16 protein-coding genes are annotated in these 16,528 nt (G+C 68.8%); all 16 read left to right on the top strand.

Translation table 11 applies throughout. From position 1 onward, the window contains the following. Positions 1-335 precede the first annotated feature (335 nt). Entirely contained in the window at positions 336-2,003 is a 1,668-nt protein-coding gene (locus BIU91_RS15510) for an ATPase, T2SS/T4P/T4SS family (protein ID WP_027466747.1), read from the top strand. Further along, a complete protein-coding gene (locus BIU91_RS18270) occupies positions 2,000-3,622 on the top strand; it encodes a type IV pilus twitching motility protein PilT (protein ID WP_290439510.1) in 1,623 nt (540 codons plus the stop codon). Before BIU91_RS15510 ends, BIU91_RS18270 begins: the two co-directional genes overlap by 4 nt. Beyond that, positions 3,622-4,845 carry a type II secretion system F family protein gene (locus BIU91_RS15500; protein WP_084741340.1) on the top strand — a complete coding sequence of 408 codons (1,224 nt, stop codon included), beginning with the start codon at positions 3,622-3,624 and terminating at the stop codon, positions 4,843-4,845. The genes BIU91_RS18270 and BIU91_RS15500 overlap by 1 nt, the downstream gene beginning before the upstream one ends. A 184-nt stretch (positions 4,846-5,029) precedes the next feature. Then, the gene (locus tag BIU91_RS19540) at positions 5,030-5,452 is read left to right on the top strand and encodes a prepilin-type N-terminal cleavage/methylation domain-containing protein (protein ID WP_071406172.1); all 423 of its coding nucleotides are present in this window, start codon (positions 5,030-5,032) and stop codon (positions 5,450-5,452) included. 76 nt (positions 5,453-5,528) lie between these two features. Next, a complete protein-coding gene (locus tag BIU91_RS15490; RefSeq protein WP_139196612.1) occupies positions 5,529-6,980 on the top strand; it encodes a prepilin-type N-terminal cleavage/methylation domain-containing protein in 1,452 nt (483 codons plus the stop codon). Further along, entirely contained in the window at positions 6,980-7,684 is a 705-nt protein-coding gene (locus BIU91_RS15485) for a PilW family protein (RefSeq protein ID WP_071406170.1), read from the top strand. Before BIU91_RS15490 ends, BIU91_RS15485 begins: the two co-directional genes overlap by 1 nt. Continuing rightward, entirely contained in the window at positions 7,681-9,576 is a 1,896-nt protein-coding gene (locus BIU91_RS15480; RefSeq protein WP_071406169.1) for a hypothetical protein, read from the top strand. The genes BIU91_RS15485 and BIU91_RS15480 overlap by 4 nt, the downstream gene beginning before the upstream one ends. Continuing rightward, positions 9,573-10,415, top strand: a complete 843-nt coding sequence (locus BIU91_RS15475) for an A24 family peptidase (protein WP_071406270.1) — start codon at positions 9,573-9,575, stop codon at positions 10,413-10,415. The genes BIU91_RS15480 and BIU91_RS15475 overlap by 4 nt, the downstream gene beginning before the upstream one ends. A 35-nt stretch (positions 10,416-10,450) precedes the next feature. After that, entirely contained in the window at positions 10,451-11,503 is a 1,053-nt protein-coding gene (gene pilM / locus BIU91_RS15470; protein WP_071406168.1) for a type IV pilus assembly protein PilM, read from the top strand. Next, complete coding sequence (locus tag BIU91_RS19020) at positions 11,500-12,228, top strand: hypothetical protein (protein WP_071406167.1); 729 nt, start codon at positions 11,500-11,502, stop codon at positions 12,226-12,228. The genes pilM and BIU91_RS19020 overlap by 4 nt, the downstream gene beginning before the upstream one ends. Then, a complete protein-coding gene (gene pilO / locus BIU91_RS15460; protein ID WP_071406166.1) occupies positions 12,225-12,899 on the top strand; it encodes a type 4a pilus biogenesis protein PilO in 675 nt (224 codons plus the stop codon). The genes BIU91_RS19020 and pilO overlap by 4 nt, the downstream gene beginning before the upstream one ends. Before the next feature lie 227 nt (positions 12,900-13,126). Next, positions 13,127-13,654, top strand: a complete 528-nt coding sequence (locus BIU91_RS15455; RefSeq protein ID WP_071406165.1) for a hypothetical protein — start codon at positions 13,127-13,129, stop codon at positions 13,652-13,654. Positions 13,655-13,681: 27 nt separating this feature from the next. Next, positions 13,682-14,197 (top strand): DUF6121 family protein, encoded by a 516-nt coding sequence (locus BIU91_RS15450; RefSeq protein WP_071406164.1) that lies wholly within the window; start codon positions 13,682-13,684, stop codon positions 14,195-14,197. Positions 14,198-14,234: 37 nt separating this feature from the next. Further along, positions 14,235-15,449, top strand: a complete 1,215-nt coding sequence (locus BIU91_RS15445) for a hypothetical protein (RefSeq protein WP_071406163.1) — start codon at positions 14,235-14,237, stop codon at positions 15,447-15,449. A 228-nt stretch (positions 15,450-15,677) separates the two neighbouring features. Beyond that, positions 15,678-16,046 carry a 30S ribosomal protein S12 gene (gene rpsL / locus BIU91_RS15440; RefSeq protein ID WP_017885540.1) on the top strand — a complete coding sequence of 123 codons (369 nt, stop codon included), beginning with the start codon at positions 15,678-15,680 and terminating at the stop codon, positions 16,044-16,046. A 5-nt stretch (positions 16,047-16,051) separates the two neighbouring features. Beyond that, on the top strand, positions 16,052-16,522 hold the full coding sequence (rpsG, locus tag BIU91_RS15435; protein WP_017885539.1) for a 30S ribosomal protein S7: 471 nt from the start codon (positions 16,052-16,054) through the stop codon (positions 16,520-16,522). Positions 16,523-16,528 lie beyond the last annotated feature (6 nt).

Here is a 16,528-nt window from a genome sequence, read left to right as displayed (position 1 = left end):
CGCGTCGGACGGCGTTCCCGTTCCTCCACACTCCCGTGTGACGCCGACGTTCTCCACGGACCGCTCGCCAGGACTCCGGCAGCCGTGCGGGGTCCGGGAGGCTGGCGGACATGCACCCTCCGACGACCACCGCGAACCGGCCGAGGCGTCCCCCGGACCGGGGCCGAACCGGTCGTGGACCCCAGTTCTGGGTGCAGCCGGACCCCCTCCGCCCCCTCTTTCTGGGACTGCGGTCGGCGAGGGCCCCAGAAGTAGCGTGGTCGGGCGCCACATCCCTGGTGGCGCATCACCCGACGACGTCTCGCCGTGCGCGAGTCCAAGGAGGCACGGGACTCATGGCGACCCTGTCCGAGATCCTCATCCTGAACGGCGCCCTGCCCATCGAGCACCTCGATGCGATGACGGGTGACGAGGACCTCGACGAGCGCGCCATCCGCGGCCTGGTCGACCAGGGCGTCGTGAGCGAGGCCCAGTTCATCACCGCCCGGGCCGCGTCGAACAACTCCCGCACCGTCCCGCTGAGCGACTACCCCGTCGACGGCACCGCGGTGTCGATCCTGCCGGCGGCCCTGTGCCGGCGCCACGGTGTGCTCGGCGTCGGGTTCGAGGGCGACCTGCTCATCCTCGCGATGGTGAACCCCACGAACGTGCTCGCCATCGACGACGCCCGGACGGCGTCCGGTCGCGCGATCAAGCCGCTGCAGGTCGAGGAGCGTGACCTCGTCGCTGCCCTCGACCGGTACCTGCGCGCCGACGACGAGCTGAACGACCTGACGTCGTCGCTGGAAGAAGAAGCATCGACGACCTCGAAGGCGCAGGTCGACATCGCCGACGGTGCCCTCGACGACGTCCCGATCGTCCGGTTCGTGAACCTGCTCGTGTCGCAGGCCATCCAGGACCACGCGTCCGACATCCACATCGAGCCCGGCGAGCACGAGGTCCGGATCCGGTACCGCATCGACGGCGTGCTGCACGAGATGGCGCCGGCGCCGAAGAACATCCAGAACGGCGTGATCAGCCGCCTGAAGATCATGAGTGACATCGACATCGCCGAGCGTCGCAAGCCGCAGGACGGCCGCATGTCCGTGCGGCACGGCGGCCGGCAGATCGACCTCCGCGTCGCGACGCTGCCCACCGTGTGGGGCGAGAAGGTCGTCATGCGGATCCTCGACAACACGAACACCTCGCTGACCCTCAAGGACCTCAACCTCCTCGAGCAGAACTTCCAGGCGTACCAGCGGTCCTACTCGAAGCCGTACGGCATGATCCTGGTCACCGGTCCCACCGGTTCGGGCAAGTCGACGACGCTGTACACGACCCTCAACGCCGTGGCGAAGCCCGAGATCAACGTCATCACGGTCGAGGACCCGGTCGAGTACCGGATGGCCGGCATCAACCAGGTGCAGGTCAACCCGAAGGCCGGCCTGACGTTCGCTTCCGCGCTCCGCTCGATCCTCCGCTCCGACCCCGACGTCGTGCTGCTCGGTGAGATCCGCGACCACGAGACCGCCCAGATCGCGATCGAGGCGTCGCTGACCGGGCACCTCGTCCTCTCGACCCTGCACACCAACGACGCCCCGTCGGCCGTGACCCGCCTGACCGAGATGGACATCGAACCGTTCCTGGTCGGGTCCGCCCTCGACTCCGTCGTCGCCCAGCGACTCGCCCGCCGGCTGTGCGACCGGTGCAAGGCGCCCGCCGTGTACGAGATCGAGCAGCTCCGGGCGCTCGGGTTCCTGGCCCCCGGCGACGAGATGCCCGCTTTCTTCGCCCCGGTCGGCTGCGCCGTCTGCTCGAACACCGGCTACCGCGGCCGCATCGCCCTGCACGAGGTCATGACCGTGACCGAGGAGATCGAGCGGCTCGCCGTCGGTCGTGCCTCGAGCGCGGAGATCAGCCGCGTCGCCCAGCAGCAGGGCATGCTCACGCTCCGCCAGGACGGCTTCGAGAAGGTCAAGCTCGGCATGACGAGCGTCGACGAGATCCTGCGCGTCGTCGCATGACCGGAGAACAGGACGAGCAGATGACCGACTCCGTGTACGACATCACCATGCCCGGCGACGAGCCCGTCGCCGGATGGCACCCCGGCACCCCCGGTGCCGAGGTCGGCTCCCGCCGTGCCGCGCGGCTGGCCGCGGCCGCTGCCGCCCCGCCCGAGCAGGTCTACGACCTGACGAACGACTCGGCGGTGTGGCCCGCGCCCACCGGCACGCCGGTGGCCAGCCCGGTCGCCGGGCCCGTGGGTGGTCCGGTCGCTGCGCCCGTGGCACAGTCCGCCACCGCTCCGGCGACGCCGCCCGCCGCGGTGCCGTCCTCGACCGCCACCTACGGGTACGCCGAGCCGGCGACCCAGCAGCTGCCGGCCATCGCCTACAGCGGCGCCCACCACGCCGCACCGGCGGCACCCGCTCCGGTTCCCGCCCCCGCCGCGGCATCGGCCGGTGACATCGACTTCGCCCGGCACGCGCGCGAGGTCGCCGACCCCGACCTCATCACCGCACTGGCGCAGGTCGTCTACCAGGGGGCGTCCGACCTGCACGTCACGGCCGACGCCCCGCCCACCGTCCGCGTCGACGGCTCGCTCCGGCCGGCCGTGCCCGGAGGCGCGTGGTCGCGTGGCAAGGTCATCGCGGCACTCAAGACGCTGCTGTCCGTCGAACAGGCCGGGCAGTTCGACCACGACCAGGAGCTCGACTTCGCGTACTCGCTGTCGCCGGAGTACCGCTTCCGCGTGAACTACTACCAGCAGCGCGGCAACTGGGGTGCGGCGTTCCGCATCATCCCCACCAGGATCAAGACGCTCAAGCAGCTCGGCATCCCCGCGCACGTCGGCGACTTCGCCGGCCTGCCCCGTGGCCTGGTCCTCGTCACCGGCCCGACCGGCTCGGGCAAGTCGACCACCCTCGCGGCGCTCATCGACCTGGTCAACGAGAGCCGTGCCGACCACATCGTCACGGTCGAGGACCCGATCGAGTTCATGCACGACCACAAGCGGTCGATCATCAACCAGCGCGAGGTCGGCGCCGACACCCACTCCTTCGCCTCCGCGCTCAAGCACGTGCTGCGGCAGGACCCCGACGTCATCCTGATCGGTGAGCTCCGCGACCTCGAGACCATCTCCGTCGCGCTCACCGCCGCCGAGACCGGCCACCTGGTGTTCGCCACCCTGCACACGCAGAGCGCACCCGGCACGATCGACCGCGTCATCGACGTCTTCCCGCCGCACCAGCAGGGGCAGATCCGCACCCAGCTCGCGGCCACCCTGCAGGGTGTCGTCTGCCAGACCCTCGTGCCGAAGGCCAACGGCGTCGGCCGCGTCGTCGCCACCGAGATCATGACGATCACCCCGGCCATCGGCAACCTCATCCGCGAGGGCAAGACGTACCAGATCACCTCCGCCATGCAGGCCGGCCGTGACCTCGGCATGCACACCATGGACCAGGACCTCGCCGAACTGGTCAACGTCGGCACGATCTCGCGCAAGGCCGCGATGGAGAAGGTGCACGACGAAGAGGGCTTCGACCGGCTCGTCCAGCGCGTCGAGTCCCCGTCCGACTCCTCGGCCGCCGCGATCGCCGCCAGCGGCATCGACTTCGGCGACAAGTTCTCCGGAGGCTACTGATGTCACTCGCGTTCGACTACCGCGGGCGTGACGGCGCCGGCAAGCTCGTCAAGGGCCGCCTCGACGCCGCGTCCGAGGGAGCCGTCGTCCAGCGCCTCCGGGGGATGGGCGTCTCACCGATCGCCATCACCGAGGCCAAGGCCGGCACCGGACTCCAGACCGAGATCAAGATCCCCGGGTTCGAGAAGGGCGTCGGCCTCAAGGACCTCGCGATCATGTCGCGGCAGGCCTCGACGATGCTCACCTCGGGCCTCTCGCTCCTGCGGACCCTGACGATCCTGTCCGACCAGACCGAGAACAAGAAGCTCAAGGACATCCTCGGCAAGGTCCGCGACGACGTCGAGCGCGGCGTCTCGTTCTCCGACGCCGTCGCGAAGTACCCGGTCGACTTCCCGCCGATCATGATCAACATGATCCGTGCGGGGGAGACCGGCGGCTTCCTCGACCAGGCCATGGACTCCATCGCGACGAACTTCGAGAAGGAGCACAAGCTCCGCTCGACGATCAAGTCGGCGATGACCTACCCGGTGGTCGTGCTCGTGATGTCGCTGGTGGCGGTCGTCATCATGCTCATCTTCATCGTCCCGATCTTCCAGGACATGTTCTCGTCGCTCGGTGGGCAGCTCCCGTTGCCGACGCAGGTCCTGGTGACCCTGTCACACGCGATGCGTTGGCTCGCGCCGGTCCTCGCGGTCGCCGTGATCGTCGGCTGGCTGTGGTTCCGGGCGAACAAGAACACCGATCGCTTCCGGAGCTTCCGGGACCCGATCATGCTCCGCCTGCCGGTGTTCGGCGGACTGACCCGCAAGATCGTCATCGCGCGGTTCGCGCGGAACTTCTCGAACATGATCGGCGCTGGCGTGCCGATTCTGCAGGCATTGTCGATCGTCGGTCAAGTGTCGAACAACTTCGTCGTCCAGAAAGCACTCGAACGGGTTGCGGAAGACGTCCGGAAAGGCGAATCAATTGCGGCGCCGTTGGCCCGGGAAAGCATTTTCCCGGCAATGGTCTCGCAAATGGTCGCCGTCGGCGAGGACGCCGGTTCGCTGGAGATCATGCTCGAGAAGATCGCGGTCTTCTACGACTCTGAAGTCGAGTCGACGACCGAGTCGCTGACTGCCCTGATCGAGCCGCTCCTCATCGCATTCCTCGGTGTCGTCGTGGGCGGCATGATCATCGCGCTCTACCTGCCGATCTTCCAGATCACGTCGTTGGTGAAGTAAGGGTCGCCCCTCATGTGGGGGGTGAAGCGCGAGGGAAGACCCCCGTTACTGGGGGCAATTCGGAGGGCTCGGACCCCCCGTTCTCGGGATTCCACACCGAATCGCCGCTGAATACTCTTGTCAGCGGCGGCGGAGCACTCCCCGGCACATTCTCCCATCGCATTCCCCCAAGAACGGAACCACCATGTACTTCGCTCTCATGGGCAAGCTCGACGCTCGCCGCAAGGGTCTCCTCGAGGACAAGGAGAAGGGCTTCACGCTCATCGAGCTCCTCGTCGTCGTCATCATCATCGGCATCCTCGCCGCCATCGCCATCCCGGTGTACCTGAACGTGCAGAACAACGCGAAGGACGCCTCGGTCAAGTCGGACCTCGCGAACGCCAAGACCGCGGTCATCGCTTACCAGACGGACAACAACGGCAAGCTGCCCGCCGCCACCGACTTCACGCAAGCGACGCTCGGGCAGTACGGCTACACCAGCAGCCAGGACAACACGCTGACTTACAAGGCGACCTCCACGACGGCGTTCTGCATCCAGGGCACCGGCGCAACGAAGACCGACTTCAAGATCACCGACACCCTGGCTGCCGCCAAGGGCACCTGCTGATCCTGATCTGTTCCTGAGGGCGGCCCGTCGGACGACGGGCCGCCCTTCTGCTCCGACGCTGCACGAGGAGGTGACCATGTTCCAGCGACTGCACGACCGGCTGTACCGGCACGACGCCGAAGCCGGCTTCTCGATCATCGAGGTGATGGTCGCCATGATGGTGTTCGCGGTCATGTCGATCGGGATCGCCTACGGCATCGCGAACAGCCTCCAGCTCACGCAGACCAACCGCGGACGCGAGACCGCGGTCGCCCTCGCCTCGCAGGACATCGACACCCTCCGCCAGACCGCGGCTGCTTCCACCGGGGGGATCTTCCGGGTCCTCAGCAAGTCCGGTCCGGACAACACGAAGACCATCGGCGGCGTCGAGTACGCGATCGACCGGAAGGTCAGTTGGGTGCAGAGCGACGGCGCGACCGGCGCGTGCGGGACCTCGAACGGCAAGCTCGCCTACAAGAGCGTCGTCGAGACCGTGACCTGGCCGAACCCGCGCGGCGGTTCCAGCACCACGTCGGTTTCGTCAGCGATCGCGCCGAGCGACGCGGTCACCGACCCCGGGTACGGCACCGTGATCATCTCGGTCACCACCGCTTCAGGTGCGCCCTACGAGGGTGTCGGGATCACCATCACCCCCGTCGGTGGCGGTGGCGGTGCAGCGCTGACGGCAGCGGTCCTCCCGACCGACGCGCAGGGCTGCTCGTACGCGGTGAACGTGTCGCAGGGCGACTACGCGGTCTCTGCGCGCGTCGACGGCGGCATCGACACGAACCAGCAGCAGCCGTCCGTGCAGTCGCCGATCTCGGTGACCGCCGGCGCGAGCTCGCCCGTCCCGTTCGTGTACGACCAGTCGAGCCAGCTGACCCTGCAGTACGCAGCCGGCTCCAAGGCGATGATCCCGACCAACATGCCCACGACGCTGTCGAGTACGGCCGGCGGGCTGGACGTCGTCAAGCCGTGGGACCTGGCCAGCACCTCGCTCACCATCACCTCGAGTTCACAGCCGTCGGTGCCGGTGTTCCCGTTCGCCTCGGGCTACACCGTCTACGCCGGCCCGTACTCCAACAGCACCGGGAGTGCGACCAGCTGCCTCAGTCCCAACCCCTCGTCCTGGTCGACACCGAATGCCGCCAACGCGATCGGTGTGAGCCCGCCGTCGGTCGCCACTGCTCCCGGGAAGCCTTCGTCGGCCTCCGTGATGATGGGCGTCGCGACCGTCACCGGTGTGAAGGACCGCTACGTCACTGCCGTCTCGTCGGCGAACCCGGCCGCCGGCGACCCCGGCTGCGCCGCCGGCATGACGATGAGGTTCCCGGTCTCGACCGGGGACACCGCGACCATCGCCCTGCCCTTCGGCACGTGGACGCTCTACTCCGGGACGACGTTCGGGTCGACGACGAAGAACGAGATCGCGTCGAAGGCTTCGAACGTGAAACCCGTGACCAACGGCATGGTGAACCAGAAGACCGCGCTGGTGCTCATCAACTACGACAACACCCTGACCCTCGACCCCCGCGGGCAGACGTCGTGATGCGGGCCCTCCGACGCCTCCATCGCGAGCAGGCGGGGATCTCGCTGTCCGAACTGCTCGTCGCGGTCAGCGTGTCGATGATCATCCTCGTCGCGGCGGGCGGGTTCTTCACTGCCACCCTGCGCGCGGGCGTGACGAACACGTCCTCCGACCAGAACGCTCGGACGGCGTCGATCGCGATGAACTCCATCACCCGCTACGTGCACGCCGCGAGTCTGTTGCCGAAGTCGGACGGCACGTACGCCGCTGCGGTCACCCGGGCGGCCCCGACGCAGGTGGTGTTCTACGCGTACATCAACCTCGACGGCAACAGCACCGACAAACCCGTGCAGATCCGCTACTCGCTGAACGACGCGAAACGCCTCGTCGTGGACCAGTGGGACGGCACGGCGACGAACGGCTTCTACTCCTTTCCTGCGACGACCCAGACCCCGGCGCGGAGCCTGGTGGTGGGTGGTCCGATCGCCTCGCCGACGAGCGACGGTGTCGCGCTGTTCTCGTACCTCGGCGCCGACGGCAAGACACTCGCGACCCAGCCGGACGGAACACTGGCGACCGCGCAGTTGGGCAACGTGCGAGCCGTCCGCGTGAACCTGGAACTCGGTTCCACCGCCGCCGGTGCGAGCGGCAACACCCACGTGCAGAACACCCTGTACCTCTTCAACGTCGTCTACGGCACCAGCATCGGAGCGGGTTCATCATGATCCGTCGCATCAGCGCGGTCCTCGCGCGCGCCCAGCGCGACGAGCGCGGCATGGTCCTCGGCAACGTGCTCATCTTCGGCACCGTCATGATGCTGCTCGTCGCGACGATGATCGCCGTCTCGACCTCGGGCGCGGTCAAGGCCGCTTCGGACCGCAACTTCCAGAACGCGATGGCAGCTGCGTACGCGGGGCTCGCCGACTACCAGTCGAAGCTCTCGAACGACAACGGCTACGCGCTCTACGGCAACGCGAACGCCCAGTTCAGCAAGTCGAGCGGCTCGACCTTCGTCAACGCCGACAGGAACATCGCGTTCACCAACTCCGGCTCGGACTGGGCACCGGTCGTCGGCTCGAGCGACCAGTGGTTCCGCTACGAGGTCGACAACTCCGACTACTCCGGCAAGGGCGTCCTGCGGGTCCGTGTCACCGGCAAGGCCGGGGGAAGCGTCCGGTCGCTCGTGGCCAACCTCAAGGGCGACGGGTTCATCAACTACCTCTACTTCACCAACTACGAGTCCTCGAACCCCGCGCTCACCGGGGCCAACTGCACGACCGCCTACCAGTGGCAATCGGTCGCCGGGAAGTGCGCGGCGGTGCAGTTCGCCGGCACCGACACCCTGAACGGGCCGATCCGGACCAACGACGTCTTCACCTCGGCGTGCTCGACGGTGTTCAACGGGTCGGTCGAACAGCACGACACGACCGTGAAACCGTCGAGCGGCACCTGCGCGGGGACGTTCAACGGCGGTGCGGCGACCGCGGTTCCGTACCTCGGTCTGCCTGCGCTGAACACGAACATGTCGCAGGAGACGCGGACCGACCTGCCCACGACGGTTCCGCGGCCAGGCTGCATGTACACCGGACCGACCCGCGTGAAGTTCCTCGGGAACGGCAGGATGACTGTGTGGTCGCCGTGGTCCCGGGCCACCCAGATCAAGGTCAACAGTTCGAGCGGGGCGGTCCTCGGCGCGGACGACCCGGCAAAGGCCGCAGCGCTGTGCGGGGCGGTCTCGGATCTGCAAGGTTCCGCCGGTGCCACCATCCCGACCCTCCCCTCGAACCTGATGTACGTGCAGGACATCCCGTCCGCGTCGAACAACGTGAACGCGTGGGGTGCGGCCTTCCCGTCGAAGTACACGAACACGTACTGCACCACCACGGTCACCGTGCGGTCGAACGGTTCGGCGACCAACACGAGCAACCAGCCGTTCAGCAACGGGCAGGGGTTCCCGGTCGCGGGCGAGTGGATCAACGGGGGATCGTCGGGTTCCTCGTACCAGACGGGTTCGGCGTCCGACACGTACAGCTGCACGGCGGGCGACGTCTTCGTCAGCGGTGCGTTCAGCGGGTCGATGACGATCGCTGCATCCGGCACCGTGTGGGTCACCGACGACATCACCTACGTCAGCGCCACGAACGACGTGCTCGGGCTCGTCGGCCAGAACGCCGTCGAGATCTCCAACCCCGCCCGCTGCACCTCGTACCCGACCACCTACCAGTGGGGTGTCGGGTACGTGGCGGACACCTCACGCTGCAACAGCTCGGGCGTGGGCCTGCTGAGCCGGTCTCCGGGTGAGTCGATCACCGTGTCGGCGGCGATCGCGAGCAACGCGGGCACGTTCTGGAACCAGAACTACGACATCGGCTCGAAGCTCGGCACTCTCAAGGTCATCGGTTCGATCGCGCAGAACTGGCGCGGGGCCGTCGCGACGACCGGCAACACCGGGTTCTCGAAGAACTACGTCTACGACCAGCGGCTCCTGACGACGGCGCCCCCGAAGTTCCTGCAGCCGGTGTCGACCTCGTACGGGGTCACGACGCAGGTCGAGGTCCAGGCCGCTTACACCGCCGGCGGCTCGTGCGCGACCACGACCGGTGGTGCGTGCCGATGACCGGTCTCCAGGTGCTCGGGCCCGTCCTCCCCGGACTCGCCGCGGTGTTCGGACTGCTCATCGGCTCGTTCCTCAACGTCGTGGTGCACCGCGTGCCGGCGGGCCAGTCCGTGGTCTCACCACCGAGCGCCTGTCCGACGTGCGGGCACACGATCCGACGCCGCGACAACGTCCCGGTGCTCTCCTGGCTGGTCCTGCGCGGACGCTGCCGTGACTGTTCCGCGCCGATCTCCGCGCGGTACCCAGCCGTCGAGCTCACCACCGCGGTCCTGTTCGGGCTCACCGCCTTCGTGGTCGCGGGCCGCTCGCCTGCGGAGACGACCCAGGACACCGTGACGCAGGTCGTGGTCCTCGTCGCGTTGCTGTACCTGATGGCGATCAGCGTCGCACTCACCCTGATCGACGTCGCCACCCGCACGCTCCCGAACGCGATCGTCTACCCGTCCGGGATCGTCCTCGCGGTGCTCCTCGTCGTCGCGAGTGCTGCCGACGGCGACTGGTCCGCTCTCGGTCGTGCTGCGATCGGTGCCCTCGGGTCCGGTGTCCTCTACCTCGGTCTCGCGCTGGCGGTCCCCGGCGGCATGGGTCTCGGTGACGTCAAACTGGCCGTGGTCCTCGGCCTCGTCCTCGCGTACCTCGGATGGGGACCCCTCGCAGTGGGTGCTTTCGGTGCGTTCCTGGTGGGCGGTACCGTCGCGATCGCGCTCCTCCTCGCCGGCCGTGCACGTTGGCGCGGCGGGCTGCCGTTCGGGCCGTCGATGCTGGTGGGGGCATGGCTCGGGATCGTCTTCGGGGACGTCCTCTGGACCGGGTACCTCCAGGTCCTCGGGGTCGCTTGAGCGACCACCACTCCACCTCCAACGAAAGCAGCATCATGGGCAAGAGCATCGTGGGCCTCGACATCGCGGGGTCGTCGATCCGCGCGGTCGAGGTCGTCGACGCCGACAAGGCACAACCGACGGTGGTGCGCTTCGCGGAGGTCCCCACTCCGCAGGACGCGGTGAGCCGAGGCGAGGTCCTCGAACCGAACACCGTCGCGGCCACCCTCCGCGAGCTGTGGTCGACGGGACGGTTCCGCTCGAAGGACGTCGTCCTGGGGATGGGGAACCAACGGGTGCTCTCCCGCGACCTCACGGTGCCACTCGCCCCGATGGCGCAGATCCGCGAGAGCCTCCCGTTCCAGGTGCAGGAGATGCTCCCAGTGCCGGTCGGCGACGCGATCCTCGACTTCTACCCGGTGTCCGAGGGGGAGAGCGAGAACGGCCCCGTCGTCCACGGACTCCTGATCGCAGCCATCAAGGACGCCGTGCTCGCGAACGTCAAGGCGGTGCAGCTCGCCGGACTCAACCCGATCGGGGTCGACATGATCCCGTTCGCGCTCACCCGTGTCCTGCTCGGGCGCCAGGGGGTCTCGGGGACCGCGGCGGTGGTGCAGCTCGGCGCGGACACCACGAGTGTGGTCATCGCGACCGACGGGATCCCGCAGTTCGTCCGGATCATCCCGATGGGGGGCAACGACATCTCCCGCGCGCTGGTCGGGGCCCTCGACATCACCTTCGACGAGGCCGAGGCAGTGAAGCGCCACCTCGGGCTCGGTGGATCGGCACGGACTCCGGACGACGCCCGTGCCGTCGCGGTGATCACGGCCTCGGTCCACGAACTCACGTCGAGCTTGCGGAACACGATCAACTACTTCGTCAACACCCGGCCGTCGGAACCCGTGACCCGGGTCGTGCTGACCGGTGGCGGGACCCGGCTGCAGGGCATGCGCGAGGCGCTCGCGGAGCAGACGCGCCTGCCGGTCACGATTGGCGCCGCGTTCGACGGTGTCGGACTCGCACGATCGATCCCGGCCGGCGATGTCGCCGACCACGTCGATGCGATCACGGTCGCCTTCGGGTTGGCAGTAGGGAACAGAGCAGCATGACCGTCACAGAAGCGCGACCCGTCGATGCGGTCGGTGCGGCACGACCGGAGCGTCCCCGGCGGAGTGCTCGCGGCGCGCAGGTGTCGATCGCCGGTCGTGAACCCCGCGTCGATCTCCTGCCCTCCGAGGTCCACGTCGACCGTCGGGAGCGGGGCGTCGCGCGTCGTGCGTGGCTCGGTGTCCTCATCACGGCGGCCGTCGCGGCACTCGGCGTCGGCGCAGCGGCGGTCCACCAGCTGGACGCCGCATCTTCACTGACCGCCGCGCAGGCCGAGACGGCGTCGTTGCTGCAGCAGCAGCAACGTTTCTCCGACGTCCGGCAGGTCGAACAGGACAGCCAGCTCCTGGAGGCGGCACGAACCGTCGGAGGGTCGACGGAGATCGACTGGAACGGCACGCTGTCGCAGCTCAAGAACGTGCTGCCGGCCGGCGTCACCATCACCTCGATGACCATCGACTCCGCTGACGTCACCACGGCGTTCGCGCAGTCGGCGGTCCCGCTCGAGAAGGCCCGTGTCGCATCGATGCAGCTGACCGTGTCGAGTCCGACCATCCCCTCGGTGCCCGACTGGACCGCCCGTCTGTCCCAGCTCGAGGGCTACGCGGACTCGACCATCACGTCGGTCGCGTTGCAGGAGGACTCCGGCGGGTACACCGCGACGGTCCAGGTCCACCTCGGGGAACGGGCGTTCGACGGCAAGTACACCCAGGAGCAGTCGAAGTGAACCGCAACCGACTCTCGTTCGTCGTCGCGCTCGTCGCGATCGGAGCCGTGCTCGCCGGAGCGTGGTTCCTCGGGGTGCAGCCGCAGCTCGCCCAGGCGGCGGACAACTCCTCGCAGCAGACGGACATCGACGCCACGAACGCCCGGAACCAGGCCGAGCTCGCTCGGCTCCAGAAGGCGAGCGACGCACTCGCCGAGACGAAGACGAAGCTGGACGCGCTCCGCGCCTCGGTACCGTCGACGCCGTCGACGGAGGACCTCCTCCGAGAACTGAACGGTGCAGCGACCACCGCTGGCGTCACGGTGACCTCGATCACCGTCGGAGACGCGAAGGCCTACGAGCCGGCAGCCGGCCAGCCCTCCGACGAGCCTGCCGCTTCGGCGAGTGCCACGCCGAGCGCCGCGCCGACCCCGACGGCGCCGACCGCGCTGAGCGACGCTGCGATCAACGGATTGAACTTCGTCGTCATCCCGGTGACCGTGGCGGTGCAGGGCTCGTACGACCAGGCGCTCGCCTTCACGAAGGCGGTGCAGTCCGGGCAGCGGTTGTTCCTGGTGACCGGCATCGCCTCGACGAGTTCGGACTCGGGAGCGAGCCCGATGGACGCGCAGGCCTGGTCGCTCTCCGGTTCGGTCTACGTCCTCGCCGAGTCGGACACCGCGAAGGGCTGACCCGACCCCCACGGACTGGGGTCGGCCGCGCCACGCCGACCCCACTTCCGCGACACCCGTCGTTGTGATTACGATGCACCAGACGCCGTGATCGCGGCTGCTCATCCCCGCTCGAACGGTCGGCTCGAACCGGCCGTTCCTCGTCGTGCCCGGAGTCGCGCGTGTTGGTCGGAATCGTGGAATTCCTGGGTTGGTTCGGCGCAGTAACCGTTCTAGCTGGTTACATCTTGTTCTCCACCGGCAAGATCCCGAACGGCCCGCTCTACCAGCTGTTCAACCTCGTCGGCGGCCTCGCGGTGGCCATCAACGTCGCTGCGCACCACGCCGTCCCCTCGACCATCGTCAACGGGATCTGGGCGATCGTCGCCGTCGTCGTCCTGGTGAAGATGGGCCGAGCGCGCCGCGCGGCGAAGCGCGACGGATCCGTGTCCACCGAGCCGCCGGTCCTGCACGCTGAACCGGCCGCGACCACGGGGGTGCTGCCGGTCATCGGCCCGGCGCTGCGTGACCACGAGCCGGAGGGCAGCGCCGAGGCGGACGCCGCCACGGGCCTCCAGTCCGACGTCCCGACCGACGCGACGGACGAGACGGCCGCGACGATGCCGGATTCCGCGCCCGCCCCCATGACGGAGACCGTCCCGATCATCACGGCGACGATCGCGCTCGCCCTGGTCGCCGCAGCGCAGGAGCAGTCCGACCGGGCGGACCGTCGCGAGCACGCGGGCGACACGGACCACGCCGAACCCGCTCGCTGACCAGCCGGTCGGCGATACGATCGGCCCATGTCCCGGTGGTTGATCGCGACGATGACGTCCGTCCTCTTCATCGCGCTCGTGATCGCCGTCACGGGCTTCGAAGCCCTGCTCGCCGACGTCGAGGTCATCTCGCAGCCCGACGCCACCCCGTACCTCGGGCCCGCGATGGTGGTCGGTGGCGCGGTGGTGGTCTTCCTCGCGTCCGCGGCCGGCGTGCGCGACGGCAACCCCGGGGTCACCGCGCTGGTGGCCGCGGCGACGGTCTACCTGGTCATGCTCGGCGTCGGAGCCGTGGGCTACGCGCTCGTCCGCTCGGACGCGACGGAGCTCCTCGTCTTCCCCGCGGGGTACGCCCTCGGGCCGTTCGTGGTCGGGTCCGTCGTGGTGGCGCTCCTGTCGGTGCTCGGCGGGATCACGATGGCTCGCCACCAGGCACGGACCGATGGCGGCTCGGGCGCGGCCGGGACGGCACGTCTGGACGGGCCTGACGAGCGCTCCGGGCCCGACCGGACGAACGCGGGCGAGGAACCCGCCGGACGGTAGTGTTCGCAGGGCACGACGCACACGCAACGGGGGAACGATGAGCGACCAGCACGCGCAGGATCCGGACCAGCAGGGCGGCTGGGGTGCCGTCCCGCCGGTGGCCTCGATCCGTGGGACCGACGGAACGTCCGGGGCAACGGCCCAGGGGTTCGGTCCGGGTCCCGGCGCAGGAGCCCCCGGATTCCCCGGGTTGCCCGGGGTGCCCGGACCGGTCCCGCAGCGTCCTCGCCGGAAGCTCCGTCGCGGCCAGCTCATCGGCATCATCTCGGGCGGCACAGCGGTCGTCCTGCTGCTCGTCGCCGGTGTCGTCGGCTACTCGGTCGGTTCCTCCTCGCACTCGGCGGACCGCCCGGTGCGGGCGTTCCTCGACGACCTGACGGCCGGACGCGTGGCCGACGCCCTCGACGACGCGGGCATCGAACGCGAGAAGACCGACGTGCTGCTCGGCGAAGCCGCCTACGCGAAGGCATCGGACAAGGTCACCGGCTACCGCGTCGCCGCGACGCGGACGGACGGCGACACCGCGACGGTCCGCGCGTACCTGCGCCAGGGCGGGCAGGACGTCGCTGCGACCTTCACGCTGGACAAGACCGGGTCGGACTGGGGTGTGTTCCCCATCTGGGAGCTGCAGGCCCCCGAGCTCGGATCGGTCGCCGTCGCCGTGCGGGGGCCGTCCGGTGCGGCGGTCACCGTCGCCGGCCGGAACGTGAAGACCGCGAAGGACGGCACGGTGAGCCTCCGCGCGCTGCCCGGCACGTACGACGTCGCCTTCGACGGCGGCAAGTGGACCACGGCCCGAGGGGGATCGGCGATCGTCAGCGGGTTCGGTCGGTCGACCTCGACCCCGGTCCAGATGACCACGACCCTGACCACCGCCGGGCAGCAGGCCGCCAAGCGGGCGGTGGACGACTGGGTGGACGGCTGCATCGCCTCCACCGACGCAGCACCCGCCGGGTGCAGCTTCTACGCGTACGGGCAGAACCCCGCGTACACGTACTCGAACCAGAAGTGGACGCTCGAGACGCGGCCGACGGTCCGGGTCGGTAGCTGGACGACGAACGGCTGGTTGATCACGACGACGGCGCCCGGCCGGGCGAAGTACACGGCCGACATCTCGGGTGCTGCCGGCACCGGAACGGCCTCAGCGGGGCCGCTCAACGTGAACGCGAGCGGGTACGTCACGGGCTTCTCGAGCGACGGCGCCACGTTCCGCTCGGCGGTGGGCAACGGGTCGTCCGACACCGGCTCATGACGGTGTCCGTGCCCGGGGTGACCCGGATTGATTTCGTCCCGTTACGCGGGTAGTCTCTACCGGGTGTGCGCCCTCGGGCGCGCCCGAAAAGTCCGGCGAGCGGGATCGCCCAGCCGGACCACTCCGTCCCCCACTCGAACACCCGCCGTCCGGCGGTGCTCAGCGTGGGACGAGGAAGCCGGCGGAACGCGCCGGCCAGAGAGCACGAGCGAAGAACCAGGAGAACAGTTGCCTACTATTCAGCAGCTGGTTCGCAAGGGTCGTACGCCGAAGGTCACCAAGACCAAGGCGCCCGCCCTGAAGGCGAACCCCCAGCAGCGTGGTGTGTGCACCCGCGTCTACACCACCACCCCCAAGAAGCCGAACTCGGCACTGCGCAAGGTCGCTCGTGTCAAGCTCTCGAACGGCACCGAGGTCACGGCCTACATCCCCGGTGAGGGCCACAACCTCCAGGAGCACTCGATGGTGCTCGTCCGCGGCGGTCGTGTGAAGGACCTCCCGGGTGTGCGGTACAAGATCATCCGTGGTGCCCTGGACACCCAGGCAGTCAAGAACCGTAAGCAGGCTCGTAGCCGCTACGGCGCGAAGAAGGGTTGAGTTAGATGCCTCGTAAGGGTCCCGCCCCCAAGCGTCCCGTCGTCGCCGACCCGGTCTACGGTGCGCCGATCGTCAGCCAGCTCGTCAACAAGATCCTGCTCGACGGCAAGAAGGGCCTCGCCGAGCGCATCGTCTACGGTGCACTCGAGGGCGTTTCCGCCAAGAACCAGCAGGATGCCGTCGTGACGCTGAAGAAGGCGCTCGACAACGTCCGTCCGACCCTCGAGGTCCGTAGCCGCCGTGTCGGTGGCTCGACCTACCAGGTCCCGGTCGAGGTCAAGCCGCACCGCGCGAACACCCTCGCGCTCCGTTGGCTCACCTCGTACGCCAAGGCCCGTCGCGAGAAGACGATGACCGAGCGTCTCATGAACGAGATCCTCGACGCGTCGAACGGTCTCGGTGCCGCGGTCAAGCGCCGCGAGGACACGCACAAGATGGCCGAGTCGAACAAGGCCTTCGCCCACTACCGCTGGTAGTCCCGG

Source organism: Curtobacterium sp. MMLR14_002 (genome assembly GCF_001864975.1).
Taxonomy (GTDB): Bacteria; Actinomycetota; Actinomycetes; order Actinomycetales; family Microbacteriaceae; genus Curtobacterium; species Curtobacterium flaccumfaciens.
This window is presented reverse-complemented; position numbering and strand designations above follow the sequence as displayed.

What these genes read in the sequence shown, in the direction of transcription:
- BIU91_RS15510 (WP_027466747.1), top strand. Translation starts at nt 336, where the DNA reads ATGGCGACCCTGTCCGAGATCCTCATCCTGAACGGCGCCCTGCCCATC.
- BIU91_RS18270 (WP_290439510.1), top strand. Translation starts at nt 2,000, where the DNA reads ATGACCGGAGAACAGGACGAGCAGATGACCGACTCCGTGTACGACATC.
- BIU91_RS15500 (WP_084741340.1), top strand. Translation starts at nt 3,622, where the DNA reads ATGTCACTCGCGTTCGACTACCGCGGGCGTGACGGCGCCGGCAAGCTC.
- BIU91_RS19540 (WP_071406172.1), top strand. Translation starts at nt 5,030, where the DNA reads ATGTACTTCGCTCTCATGGGCAAGCTCGACGCTCGCCGCAAGGGTCTC.
- BIU91_RS15490 (WP_139196612.1), top strand. Translation starts at nt 5,529, where the DNA reads ATGTTCCAGCGACTGCACGACCGGCTGTACCGGCACGACGCCGAAGCC.
- BIU91_RS15485 (WP_071406170.1), top strand. Translation starts at nt 6,980, where the DNA reads ATGCGGGCCCTCCGACGCCTCCATCGCGAGCAGGCGGGGATCTCGCTG.
- BIU91_RS15480 (WP_071406169.1), top strand. Translation starts at nt 7,681, where the DNA reads ATGATCCGTCGCATCAGCGCGGTCCTCGCGCGCGCCCAGCGCGACGAG.
- BIU91_RS15475 (WP_071406270.1), top strand. Translation starts at nt 9,573, where the DNA reads ATGACCGGTCTCCAGGTGCTCGGGCCCGTCCTCCCCGGACTCGCCGCG.
- pilM (WP_071406168.1), top strand. Translation starts at nt 10,451, where the DNA reads ATGGGCAAGAGCATCGTGGGCCTCGACATCGCGGGGTCGTCGATCCGC.
- BIU91_RS19020 (WP_071406167.1), top strand. Translation starts at nt 11,500, where the DNA reads ATGACCGTCACAGAAGCGCGACCCGTCGATGCGGTCGGTGCGGCACGA.
- BIU91_RS15450 (WP_071406164.1), top strand. Translation starts at nt 13,682, where the DNA reads ATGTCCCGGTGGTTGATCGCGACGATGACGTCCGTCCTCTTCATCGCG.
- BIU91_RS15445 (WP_071406163.1), top strand. Translation starts at nt 14,235, where the DNA reads ATGAGCGACCAGCACGCGCAGGATCCGGACCAGCAGGGCGGCTGGGGT.
- rpsG (WP_017885539.1), top strand. Translation starts at nt 16,052, where the DNA reads ATGCCTCGTAAGGGTCCCGCCCCCAAGCGTCCCGTCGTCGCCGACCCG.